This window comes from Gordonia sp. G4, from assembly GCF_057770005.1.
In genome coordinates this window covers 1,623,092-1,635,269 of sequence record NZ_CM173442.1, presented here as the reverse complement: position 1 = coordinate 1,635,269, position 12,178 = coordinate 1,623,092, and the positions used below count along the sequence as shown (strand labels likewise).

The following is a 12,178-nucleotide window of genomic DNA, read 5'->3' as shown; positions in this document are numbered from 1 at the left end:
CGCCGCGTCCCGGTCCGCCGAGTGACGGCGACCGCTGCACTCCGTCGTCGCGGAGGCAGTCCAGGCAGTGCTGGCCGACCGACGCCGGGCGCAGGCACTCAGGACATGCCGGACGTCCGCACCGGCTGCACGACAGGCCGGTGGGACGGTCGGGATGCCGGTAGCACACCGCCCGCTGCGGGGCGGTGTGCTCCGGAGAGGTCAGTTGACCTCGATCTTCTCGATGACGACCTCGTCGAGCGGACGGTCGCTGCGGTCGGTCGAGGTGGTGGCGATCGCGTCGACGACCTGCTGCGACGCCGGATCGGTGACCTCACCGAAGATGGTGTGGCGACGGTTGAGGTGCGGGGTCGGGCCGACGGTGATGAAGAACTGCGAGCCGTTGGTGCCCGGTCCGGCATTGGCCATCGCAAGCAGGTACGGACGGTCGAACTGCAGTTCGGGGTGGAACTCGTCACCGAACTGATAGCCGGGGCCGCCCATGCCGGTTCCGGTCGGGTCGCCGCCCTGGATCATGAACCCGGAGATGACGCGGTGGAAGACAGAGCCGTCGAAGAACGGGCCGGAGTTGCCGCCGGATGCGTTGGGCTTGCTGTACTCCTTGCTGCCGTCGGCCAGGCCGACGAAGTTCTCGACCGTCTTCGGCGCGTGGTTCGGGAACAGGTCGACCTTGATGTCGCCGCGATTGGTGTGGATGACTGCGGAGGTTTTCTGTGTAGTCATGTCTCCATCCAACCACTTGCCTCTGCATCGATGACCCGGTGATGGTCCCGAGGTGCGGATATGCGACGGGCGGGGTGGCAGCGGCGGGCACCGACTGGCAGTCTTGAGCCCATGTCCAAGAATTACCTTTTCGCCGCGCTCGGTGTGGTCGCCGCGTCCGTCACCGCCGTCATCGTCGTCGGCTCTCTGCGTCGCGCACGACGCGTGGTGGCCCCGGTGTCTCCGACCGTCCCGCGGATCGAGGAGGTTCGCGAGGCGCTCGCCGAGAGCACCGAGACGCAGGCTTCGTGACCCGCCACGTCGGCCTCGGCACCGGGCCGCACGTCGCGCACGGGTAATTTGGACTCGTGACCTCAGACGACGAGCGCTCCCCGAACCCGCCGCCGGGGTCCGGCGGCGCTGACGACCGGACCCACGAGTCCTGGTCGACGCCCGAGAGCTCTGCGCCGACGAGCACTCCGGCGCCATGGGAACGGGCTCCCGCGAGGCCGGTCGGCGCGCCGTCGCGGTCAGCAGACACCCCCGAGCGTCCCGACGCCGGCCGGCAAGCACCGCGCGGGGATTCACTCCCCTCCGGGCGGCAGGCCTGCGGCCAGACCCGGTCCGCCTCCTGGCCACCGACCGGCCCCACCGCGCGGCGACACGTCCGGGCCGACGGCGGGTCCGCCCGGACCGCGCCCGCCCGCGCCGGGAGCGCAGCGAGCGGGTGGCAATACCAGCGCGCCGGGAGCGCAGCGACCGGGGCCGAATGGTCCCGTGCCCGCGCCGCGAGCGGGCGGAAACACCACCGCGCCGGGTCAACGCCCGCCGATGTCGCCTCCCGGTCCTCCGGGGCATCGACCCCCACCCGGTCAGCGTCCGGGTCCCGGTGGGCCACCGCTCGGCAAAGGTGTTCCGCCACAGAACAATCGTCCCCCGGAGGGTGGGCGTCCTCCGCTCGCCGGACCCCGTCCCGGCGCCGCGCCGGGTGGGCGGCCCGACTCTCCCACTTCGGATTCGGACCGCGACAACCGCACGGCGAAGGTGGTCGGCGCGGGCGTGCTCGTCGGTCAGTCCGATGATCGGGCGTCGGACACCCGCGTCGTGAACAGTCCCGGCGCGGCGAGCGAACCTCGTGTCGCCGACCGCCCGGACACCGACGGTCCGGGGCCGGTCTCCCCCGCCACCCAGGCCTATTCAGCAGTCGATCCCACCAGAAGTTCGGAGGACAGCGTGGCTCCCCAGTCCGGTGCCGGTCCGCGTGTCAATCGGATGGCGTTGTGGGCCTTGGCGTTGTCCATCCTCGGGATCACCTTCATCGTGGGGCTCGTCCTCGGATACCGTGCGCGCACGCAGATCCGGCAGCGGCGCGAGCTCGGTCTGCCCTTCGCCACGGCCGCGATCTGGGTCGGCTGGGCCTACCTCGGCGTCTTCGTCTTCGGGTTGCTGGTCTACGGATGGATCTTGTTCATCGCCTGATCCAGGTGGCGACAGTCACCCCCGCTCCCTGAGGTGCGAGGAGCGCGCAACAGACACCCCCGCTCCCTGAGGTGCGAGAATCGCGCAACAGTCACCCCGCTCCCTGAGGTGCGAGGAGCGCACGACAGCCACCCCCGCTCCCTGAGGTGCGAGGAGCGCACGACAGTCACCCCGCTCCCTGAGGTGCCAGGAGCGCACGACAGTCACCCCGCTCCCTGAGGTGCGAGGAGCGCACGACAGTCACCCCGCTCCCTGAGGTGCGAGGAGCGCAAGCGACGAGCCACGAAGGGTCCGGCGACCGAGATTGCGAAACCCTTCGTGACGCGCCCTCCGCAAGCTCCGAGCGCTCCTCAGGGAGCAGGCGGGCCAGTGGGTCTGTGGTTCTTTCGGATCAGGCAGCAGAGTTCCGTCGTGGTCCACGCCACCCGCCTGGACGCAGATCCGGTCAACTCCGGTCAGAAGTAGCCGTTACCCGGCAGCGGGGTGTCGTTGACGCGCAGATCTCCGATGGCGACGGCCTTGTACGCGGTCGGGTTGTGCAGGGTGATGGTCCGGATGTTGCGCCAGTGCCGGTCCAGGTTGCGGCTGCGACTGGCCGCCGACGCGCCGCCCACGTCGAAGACGGCCGCGGCCGCCGGGAGCGCGATGCGGTCGACGTGCACCTTGACGCGCGCGGCGGCGAGCGATGCCTGCGCGAACTGCGCGACGTCGATGACCCCGCGCCGTGCCAACGCATTCGCCGTCTCGACCTGCCGGGCCGCGCTCAGGACCGCGTCGCGCGCCACGTGTGCGGCGGCATCGATCTCGCCGATCCGTTCCAGCAGCAGCGGATCCTGCCTGGGCTCCGGCGTGGGTGCGTGCTCGAAGGTCCGTGCCCGCGAATGCAGCAGTGTCACCGCGTCATCCGCCGCGGACAGGAGGATGCCGGCGATCAGTGCCTGGAAGAACAGCTGCAGGAAGGGGCCGTCGTTGGCGGCGGGCGGCGTGGACTCGTCCAGTTCGACGAACTCGAGGACGTCCTCGGAGGTCACCCGGACATCGTCGAACAGGGTCGAGCCGGTGCCCGTGCGATGCTGCCCGATCCCGTCCCAGTCGTCGACGACGCTCACCCCGTCGCGGTCCACCGGGACGACCACTTTGACCAGCCGTGAGCGCAGGGCGTCCGGGACGATGGCGAGTACCGTGACGAAATCCGCGAAAGCCGTTCCGGTGCTGTAGAACTTCTCACCGCGGAGCCGCCAGCCATCACCGTCGGTGACCAGTTGTGTCGCGTACTGGCGTGACCCGGCGGCGACGCCGCGTTCGCTCGACGCGTTGCCGACGATGGCTCCCGCGGCGATTCGCTCGCTCCAGCGGCTGCGCACCGGTCCGATGGGCAGTCGTTCGATCTGCTCGACGAACCAGTAGTGGGCGCGCAGGATGTGCGCCGCGATCGGGTCGGCGCGGGCGAGGTCGATGATGAACTCGAAGAGTTCGACGCTCCCGGCCCCGCCGCCTCCCGACTGTGTGTCGAGGGACAGCGCAGTCAACCTCGACCGTCGTAGGAGCGCCACGGCTTCTCGCGGGTCCTGGCCCAGGCGTTCGCGTTCGGCCGAACCGGCCGCGATCTCCGCGAGGATCTCGTTCCGGTCGGTCACGACCCGCGCGGGTGCGGTCATGCCGGAACCCCGGCGAACGCGCCGCGATAGCGTGCCGCGGGGTGCGACTCCGGAAGCCGGTCGCGGCCGGTGAGTTTGGCGCGTGAGGTCCCCTCGGCGTACTCCCGCTTCGCCAGGCCCCGCTCGCGCAGGACGGGCAGCACGTGCTCGGCGAACTCGACATAGCTGCCGGGGATGGTCGCGTTGATGACGTTGATGCCACCCACGCCGGCGTCGCGCCACTGCTCGAGACGGTCGGCGATCTGGTCCGGGGTCCCGACGACCCGCCCGGTACGGCTGCGCAGCTGAGCGAGATCGCGCACGGTCGGTTCGCGGTCGGGCACGGCCTCGCGCAGCCACAGCAGGTGGCTCTGGGAACCCTCGGTGTGGATCTGCCCGATCGGGGTGTCGAGGTCATAGTGTCCGAGATCCACCCCGATGCCACCCGCCGAGTGGGCGATGATCGTGCTCGGATCGATGAGCTCGTCGAGATCACGGGACTTGCGCGCCGCTTCGTCCTCGGTGCTCCCGACCACGAACGAGAGTCCCTGGAAGAACTGGAGATCCGACGGATTCCGGCCGGACTCGACCGCGAGGCGCCGGGTGTCGGCGATCAGCGTGCGCGCGGCGTCCGGCGACGGCGAGAGGATGAACTGGGCCTCGGCATTGCGGGCCGCGAAGCGCCGTCCGGCAGGCGAGGATCCGGCCTGGAAGAGCACCGGGGTCCGCTGCGGTGACGGTGACACGAGATGAGGACCCTCGACGCGGTAGTGCTCGCCGACATGGTTGATCTTGTGAACGCGGTCGTAGTCCCCGTGGAGGCCGCCCGACTTGTCCTGGATGAGCGCGCCCTCGTCCCAGGACCCCTCCCACAACTTGTAGGCGACGTCGACGTACTCGTCGGCCCATGCGTAGCGGTCGTCGTGTTTGGTGATGCCGTCATATCCGAAGTTGCGCCAGGCGTTGCCGGACAGGCTCGTGACGATGTTCCACGCGATCCGTCCCTTGCTCAGGTGATCGAGGGTGGATATCTTCCGCGCGAAGTCGAACGGGTGTTCCTGCAGAATCGAACTCGTGATCGCGATGCCCAGATGCTCTGTGTGCGAGGCGATCGCGGAAGCCAAGACGAGCGGGTCGTTGCTCGGGATCTGCAGGCCGGAGTCGACGAACTTCTTCCAGTCCCCCTGGTAGTCGTCGTACAACCCGACCACGTCGGCGAAGAAGATGAAGTCGAACCGGGCCTCTTCCAACAGTTTCGCGAGTCCGATCCAGTGATCGAGGTCGTTGAAGCGGTGCTGCTGCGCCTCGGGTGCCCGCCACGCGCCGTGCAGGATGTGCGATGTCGTGTTCATGACGAAGGCGGCGAAGTTCAAGGGTGGCGCGGACATGGCTGCTCCTGATCACGAGGCGGCGGACTCAGCGCGACGTTACGGACGAGGACGCGCGTGCGGCGACTTCGGATCACGGTGGCCTCAAGGGGTGCCCGACACCGTCCGAAGCCCCTACTTTGTGGTGATTCCCATCCCGACGCCGGGCTCGCGCTGTCGTGTACCAGGACCTCGAGCCGCGTTCGCCGCCATCTGTGCTGCCCGAGGAGAGTTCTGTGCTGCCACGAAGTCCTGTGCTGCGACGACCGCGGCCATCCCGCCTGCTACCCGCGGTCGGCATCGCTCTGACCTGTGCGGCATTGCTCGCGGGATGTGCCCAGCCGCGCACCGGCGACGGCGAGTCGACGGGGGTCTCCGCCACGCCGGGCCAGTACGTCTCGGGCGGGACCATCTCCTACGGCCATGAGCAGGAGCCGCCCTGCGTGCACGGAGGGTGGGTCCAGAACGCCTATCTGGCACGGCAATACCTCGACAACCTGGTATCGCTGGACGACTCGGGTCGAGTGGTGCCGTGGCTGGCCACCCGCTGGGACGTCTCCCCCGACGGACGCTCGTACACCTTCCATCTCAAGCCCGGCGTCGAATTCAGCGACGGCACGCCGCTCGACGCCGAAGCCGTCCGTGCCACCTTCGCGTCGTATCTGAATCCAGACAAGCCCAACGGCACGGTGGTGTCCTATATCGGCAAGTACTTCGAGTCCGACGAGGTCGTCGGGCCGCTGACCTACCGGATGAACCTCAGGTCCCCGTACACCCCGCTCCTCACCGTACTGACGCAGGGTTACTTCGGAATCCAGTCGCCGACCGCGCTGGCGCGTGGTCCGAAGGCCAATTGCACCAGCCCGGTCGGGTCCGGCCCGTTCATCATCGAACGCTGGGATCGCAATCGCAGCATCACCTTCGTCCGCAACCCGAACTACACCTCGCCCCCGGCGAACGCGAAGAACCAGGGTCCGGCCCACGTGGACAAGCTGATCTGGAAGTTCCTCAAGGATCCGGTGCTCCGCTACGGATCGCTGCGCAGTGAATCCTCCGACGTCATCTACAACGTGCCGGCCATCAACTGGGCGGACGCGACCAGCCGCTATCAGGTGAGTCGGTACGTGACGCCGGGACGACCGAACGCCATCACCCTCAACGTCGACCATGCACCGTTCGACGACGTCCGGGTCCGCCAGGCGTTCGCGTACTCGGCGGACCGTCGGAAAGCCGTCGAGACGGCGTTTCTCGGCGTGGTCCCCTACAACGCCAACGGCGCCCTCAGTCAGAGCACCCCGGACTACGACCCGGAGGCCGGGAACTACCCGCATGACCCGGAGGCGGCCGCTGCCCTGCTCGACGAGGCGGGCTGGACGGGCCGCGACGACGACGGCATCCGCACGAAGGACGGACGGCGCCTGACCGCTCGGGTCGTGTACGCCGCCGACGCGATCGTCGGACCCGAGGGTGCCGCGATCCTTCAGGCGGTGGCTCGACAGGCGCGTGACGTGGGCTTCGACATCCAGCTCGTCCCCGCCACCCAGAGCGCGTATTTCGGCGGGCAGTACGCGAAGGCCCCGACCTACGACGCCTACGTCGGCTACTGGACCAGCCCGACCCCGGGCCTGCTCTACATCAACTGGCGTCAGCGACTTCCGGACAGTCCCAACCCGCACAACACGGCGTACTACAACGACCCGCGCCTGCAGAGTCTCATCGAGCAAGGCAACGCCTCCCCGGATCCGGTGCAGGCCCGGGCGTTCTACCGGGACGCCCAGCGCCTCATCGGCGACAACGCGCTGTCGATCGGGTTGTACACGCAGACGACGTCGTTGGCGGTGTCACCGCGCCTGCACGGGGTGTGGGTCGAGAAATCACAAGGCGAACCGGTGTTCGCGGATGCGAGGTTTGTGCGATGACCCTGGTCGACGACCCGGCCGTGACCGCGGCCCGGCGCCAGGTACTCCCACCGCGGGGCCTGACCCGTTGGGCGGGCAAGATCGGTTCCGCTGTCTTCGTGCTGTGGGCCGCCGCGTCCATAACCTTCCTGCTCCAGGTCCTCGCACCCGGTGACCGCGCCACGCTGCTCCTCAACCTCTCGTCGGGTGAGAGCCGCGAACGCACGCCGGACGAACTCGCTCCGGTCAACGCCGAGTACGGCTTCGACGATTCGGTGTGGTCGCAGTATGTGGACTATCTCGGCGGTCTGCTGCACGGCGATCTCGGCATCTCGTTCCAGCTGCAGCAGCCGGTCACCGAGATCATCGCCGACCAGATCGGGCCCACGCTCGTCCTCACCCTCACCGCCCTGGTCGTCGCGTGGCTCTTCGTGCTCGTCCTCACCACGCTCACGGCGGGCCGCCGCGGGCCCTGGGGCGCGGCCGGGTCCCTGATCGAGACCGTCAGCGCGGGCCTGCCGCAGTACTGGGTGGGATCGATCCTCCTGGTGGTGTTCGCGATCAACCTCGGCTGGTTTCCCGTCGAGAGCGGAACCGGCCTGTGGGGACTCGTCCTGCCGGTGCTCACCCTGGCCATTCCCCTGTCCGGTTTCCTCGGCCAGATCGCCCGCGACGAGTTCGCCCGCGCACTGGACCAGCCCTTCGTGCTCACCGCGCGCAGTCGCGGACTCGGTGACCTGTCGGTCCGGTTTCGACATGTGTTGCGGCACTCCGTCCTTCCCGCGGTCACGGTCTCGGGCTGGGCCATGGGTGCGCTGCTGTCCGGTGCGGTGATCGCCGAAACCGTCTTCGCGCGTGCGGGTATCGGTCAGACACTGGTCGCGGCGGCCAGTTCGCGTGACGTCCCGCTGGTGAGCGGCATCGTTCTCTTCGTCGCGCTCGTCTACACGATCGCCAACCTCGCCGTGGACTTCCTCTACACCGTCATCGACCCCAGGATCGAGGTCCCATGACCCTCACCAATCCGGTCCGGCCCGCATTGACGAACGCGCTCTCCGCGGTACGCAGGTCCACCACCGGCACGCGTCTCGGCCAGGACCACCACCCGCGTCGCTCGTGGCCGCCGGCGGCGGTGATCGCCGCGCTCGTGGTTCTCGGCCTGTTGCTCGTGGCCGCGGTCGCACCCAACCTGCTCGCTCCTTACGACCCGCTCGCCGTCGACCTGGACGCCACCCTGCAACCGCCGAGCTGGGCACACCCGTTCGGCACCGACCTCTCGGGACGAGACCTGCTGAGCCGCGTCATCGCCGGTACACGGCAATCGCTGATCATCGGGCTCGGCGCGGTCGCACTAGCCTCGGTCCTGGCGGTGTTGCTCGGCATCGCCGCGGGACTGTCGGGTCGGGTCTCCCAGGCACTGGCCAATCGCTGGATCGAGGTGATGTTCGCCTTCCCCATCGTGCTTCTCGGCCTCCTCCTGACCTCGGTCTTCGGCCCCGGACAGGTGACCCTGATCCTCGCGATCGGTATCGGTATCGCGCCGGGGTACGCCCGCATCGTCCGCGGACAGGTGCTCGCCGTCCGCAACGCGCCCTACATCGAGGCCGCGACCGCCCTGGGCCACCCTCGCCGCCGAATCCTCCTGCAGCACATCGCGCCCAACGCGCTCCGCCCGATGATCGTGACCGTGACGCTCGGAGTGGGACAGGCCATCATCTGGGCGTCGGGACTGGCCTACCTCGGACTCGGCGTGCCACCACCCGCACCCGAGTGGGGCGCGCTGCTCGACGCCGGACGCACCTACATCACCGTGGCCTGGTGGCTGGAGATCTTCCCCGGCCTCGTGATCGTCACGGTGGCACTGGCATTCACGACCGTGGGCCGGTATCTCGGCACACGCCTGGAAGGAGAACGCCGATGACCGTCGTCACCCGAGAGGCAGTGACCTCCGGCACCGAAGTCCGGACCGACGCGCCGCTGGCCGAGGTGCGCGACCTCCGCGTCTCGTTCGCCGGCCGCGAGGTCGTGAAGGGGGTGTCGTTCAAGGTCGATGCCGGCCAGTGCCTGGCGATCGTCGGCGAATCCGGCTCCGGCAAGTCCGTCACCGCGCGCACCCTCATCGGGCTCACCGGTCCGGGAGCCGAGATCGACGCCGCCGCATTGTCATTCGACGGACGTGACCTGCGCGGCCTCGTCGACCGCGAATGGCGCGCCATCCGAGGCCGCGAGATCGGATTCGTGCTCCAGGACGCCCTGGTGTCCCTGGATCAACTGCGCACGGTGGGCAGCGAGATCGCCGAATCGCTGACCGCTCATGGTGGCATCGGTCGCCGGACCCCGACACGGCTCGGACGTGCGCTCCGCGAGGAGCGTGTCATCGAACTGCTCGACCTCGTGGGCGTTCCCGAACCGCGGGTACGGGCGCGTCAACGCCCGCACGAACTCTCCGGCGGACTCCGCCAGCGTGCCCTCATCGCGTCGGCCCTCGCCCAGGACCCGAAGCTACTCATCGCCGACGAGCCGACGACGGCACTGGACGCCACCGTCCAGGCACAGATCCTCGAGGTGCTGGCCGAAGCGAAGACGCGAGGCAACGGCATCATCCTCATCTCGCACGATCTGGCCGTCGTCTCACGGCTCGCCGACCGCGTGGCGGTGATGCGCGACGGCGAGATCGTCGAATACGGCAACGCGCGCGAGGTGCTGACGGCCCCGCAGCACGAGTACACCCGGGGTCTCATCGACGCGATCCCGTCCCGCGCATCCAAGGGCACCCTGCTCGTCAGCGGTGAGCAACTCGGCACTCCGGCGACTTCGGCGCCCGAACAGCCGCTCGCGCTGCGCGTTCGCGACCTGCACAAGTCGTTCAGCGGCAAGGCGATCACCGCCAGACCAGCCGTGGCCGGGGTGAGCTTCGACCTCGCCGCCGGACGCACCCTCGGCATCGTCGGCGAGTCGGGCTCGGGCAAGACGACGACCGCGCGGATCATCCTCGGTCTCACCGAACCCGACTCCGGCACTGTCGAACTGAATGGCGAGCCGTGGTCTGGACTCACCGAAGCCCGGCGCCGGGAGTCGCGTCGGCTGATCTCGGTCATCTACCAGGATCCGCTCAGTTCGTTCGACCCACGATGGACCGTCGACCGCATCCTCGCCGACGCCCTGCGCGTGACCGGCGTCCGCAGCGCGGATCTCGACCACCGGATCACCGAACTCCTCGACCAGGTCGGTCTGCACGAGGAGCACCGGCACCGGCACCCCTCGCGACTGTCGGGCGGACAACGACAGCGCGTCGCGATCGCCCGTGCGCTCGCACCACGGCCCGCCGTCATCGTGTGCGACGAACCGGTATCGGCCCTCGACGTGTCCATCCAGGCACGGATCCTCGACCTGCTGGCCCGCCTGCAGGCGGAAACCGGTGTCGCCCTGGTGTTCATCTCCCATGACCTGGGCGTCATCCACCACGTCAGCGATGACATCGCGGTGATGCGTTCGGGCGAGGTCGTCGAGTACGGTGCGGCCGATGCCGTCTTCGACGATCCGCAACACCCCTACACCCGCGAGCTCCTCGCCGCCGTGCCGCGGATCCAGGTGGCCTGACGCCGCGCGGGCATGACGAACACCGCCGCGAGGAGGGCACACCCGAGGAGCCCGGCGGTGAGGTAGTACGTGTCGGCGACCGCGGACGCGAGTTCGGGCATGGCCTCGACGCGTTCGGCCGAGCTCAGCGACATCGCACCCGCCACTCCCCGGCCCTCGACGACCGCACTGCGCGAATTCATCAGCGCCGCAATCGTGGCCGTGACCGCGGCCGACGCCAGCGCGACGGCGAACTGGTTCGAGGTCGTCAGGATGGTCGTGCCCCCGGGGGTGTCCGCACCTTCGAGGTCGCGGGTGGCGGCGGTCATCGTGGGCAGCATCGTCGCGCCGACCCCGATCCCCATGAGAGCGAGGATCGCGACGATGACAGGGTACGGGGTCGCGTCGTCGAGCACCGCGGCCATCGACGTCATCGCCGCCGTGGACATCACGATCCCGCAGATCGCGACCCGGCGCGGGTCCACGGAATCGGCCACCCGCGTGGCGATCTGGAGAGTGATGCCGCTCAGCAGCGCGGGAAGGACGAACAGCATGCCGGCGGTGGTGGCCGAATCGGACCGGACCGACTGGACATAGATGGGCAGGATCGTCATCGAGCCGAAGTACGCCCCGGCGAAGAAGATCATCACCACCACGCCACCGCGCAGGCGCGCATGTGCCAGCAGTCGCAGATCCAGGACGGGTGTTCGGCTGCGCAGCGACCGTCGGACGAAGTAGCCCAACAACATCAGGCCGACGCCCACCGGGACCAGAATCGACGCCTCCAGCAGCGAGCCGGTGTCCCCGGCGCGGGACAGGCCGAGGACCAGGAACGCACCGCCCGGTGACAGTGCGGCCACCGCTCGCAGGTCGATACGCGGCATGCGGCGAGAAGCGGTCCGGGGGAAGAACCGCCACGCCAGTGCCGCCGCGATCAGACCGAGGGGAACGTTGACCGCGAAGATGACGCGCCAGCTGCCGTGGTCGACGAGAACACCGCCCAAGACCGGACCGAGCACGGGGCCCACGAGCGTGGGCAGTCCCAGGATGGCCATCATCCGTCCTCGCAGTGCTTCCGGTACCGCCTGCAGCGCGATGGCCATGCCCACGGGTTGCAGCATGCCGCCGCCGAGGCCCTGTAGGGCCCGAAAGACGATGAGACTGCCGATGTTCCAGGACAACGCGGTGAGAAGCGATCCGAGAACGAAGACCAGGAGGGCCGCGCAATAGACCCGCCGGCCACCGAATCGGTTGCTGGCGTACGCGGACAGCGGCATGACCGCGACGAGAGCCAGTGCGTACGCGGTGGTCACCCACTGCACGCTCGACAGCGGTGCGTCGAACTCGGTGGTCAGTTGTGGGAGCGCGACGGTCACCACCGTCACGTCGAGCATCACCATGAGGGTCGGGACGACGAGGATGAGGCCGATGCGCCGGCTGGCCGGGTCGAGTGTGGTCACGACGACGAGCAGACAACCTCAAGTCAGCTTGAAGTCAAGGCCGGTGTGAAAACGTG

10 protein-coding genes are annotated in these 12,178 nt (G+C 69.0%); 6 read left to right on the top strand and 4 right to left on the bottom strand.

What is annotated here, in order from left to right:
• Window positions 1-201 precede the first annotated feature (201 nt).
• Window positions 202-723, bottom strand: a complete 522-nt coding sequence (locus AC3B5T_RS07235; protein WP_014924811.1) for a peptidylprolyl isomerase — start codon at window positions 721-723, stop codon at window positions 202-204.
• A 111-nt stretch (window positions 724-834) separates the two neighbouring features.
• On the opposite strand from AC3B5T_RS07235, the gene AC3B5T_RS07230 reads away from it, so the two are divergent.
• Complete coding sequence (locus AC3B5T_RS07230) at window positions 835-1,014, top strand: hypothetical protein (RefSeq protein WP_035717507.1); 180 nt, start codon at window positions 835-837, stop codon at window positions 1,012-1,014.
• A 747-nt stretch (window positions 1,015-1,761) separates the two neighbouring features.
• Window positions 1,762-2,181 carry a DUF4190 domain-containing protein gene (locus AC3B5T_RS07225; protein ID WP_231632787.1) on the top strand — a complete coding sequence of 140 codons (420 nt, stop codon included), beginning with the start codon at window positions 1,762-1,764 and terminating at the stop codon, window positions 2,179-2,181.
• Window positions 2,182-2,636: 455 nt separating this feature from the next.
• Here the strand turns inward: AC3B5T_RS07225 and AC3B5T_RS07220 are convergent, their stop codons facing one another.
• Both AC3B5T_RS07220 and AC3B5T_RS07215 read right to left on the bottom strand, forming a co-directional pair.
• On the bottom strand, window positions 2,637-3,839 hold the full coding sequence (locus AC3B5T_RS07220) for an acyl-CoA dehydrogenase family protein (protein ID WP_488358469.1): 1,203 nt from the start codon (window positions 3,837-3,839) through the stop codon (window positions 2,637-2,639).
• Window positions 3,836-5,206 (bottom strand): LLM class flavin-dependent oxidoreductase, encoded by a 1,371-nt coding sequence (locus tag AC3B5T_RS07215; RefSeq protein WP_010843030.1) that lies wholly within the window; start codon window positions 5,204-5,206, stop codon window positions 3,836-3,838. Before AC3B5T_RS07215 ends, AC3B5T_RS07220 begins: the two co-directional genes overlap by 4 nt.
• A gap of 215 nt (window positions 5,207-5,421) precedes the next feature.
• Here AC3B5T_RS07215 and AC3B5T_RS07210 point away from each other — a divergent pair, with 215 nt between their 5' ends.
• Genes AC3B5T_RS07210 through AC3B5T_RS07195 form a run of 4 tightly spaced genes read left to right on the top strand, consistent with a single transcriptional unit; the run spans window position 5,422 to window position 10,683 of the window.
• Entirely contained in the window at window positions 5,422-7,104 is a 1,683-nt protein-coding gene (locus AC3B5T_RS07210; RefSeq protein ID WP_231632753.1) for an ABC transporter substrate-binding protein, read from the top strand.
• Window positions 7,101-8,096: an ABC transporter permease gene (locus tag AC3B5T_RS07205; RefSeq protein WP_055476346.1), complete on the top strand. Its 996-nt coding sequence runs from the start codon at window positions 7,101-7,103 to the stop codon at window positions 8,094-8,096. The genes AC3B5T_RS07210 and AC3B5T_RS07205 overlap by 4 nt, the downstream gene beginning before the upstream one ends.
• Window positions 8,093-9,004 carry an ABC transporter permease gene (locus AC3B5T_RS07200; protein WP_055476347.1) on the top strand — a complete coding sequence of 304 codons (912 nt, stop codon included), beginning with the start codon at window positions 8,093-8,095 and terminating at the stop codon, window positions 9,002-9,004. The genes AC3B5T_RS07205 and AC3B5T_RS07200 overlap by 4 nt, the downstream gene beginning before the upstream one ends.
• Complete coding sequence (locus AC3B5T_RS07195; RefSeq protein ID WP_055476348.1) at window positions 9,001-10,683, top strand: dipeptide ABC transporter ATP-binding protein; 1,683 nt, start codon at window positions 9,001-9,003, stop codon at window positions 10,681-10,683. The genes AC3B5T_RS07200 and AC3B5T_RS07195 overlap by 4 nt, the downstream gene beginning before the upstream one ends.
• Here the strand turns inward: AC3B5T_RS07195 and AC3B5T_RS07190 are convergent.
• Window positions 10,635-12,122, bottom strand: coding sequence for an MDR family MFS transporter (locus AC3B5T_RS07190; RefSeq protein ID WP_084817299.1), 1,488 nt, complete (start codon window positions 12,120-12,122; stop codon window positions 10,635-10,637). The two genes, AC3B5T_RS07195 and AC3B5T_RS07190, sit on opposite strands and share 49 nt — an antisense overlap.
• Window positions 12,123-12,178 lie beyond the last annotated feature (56 nt).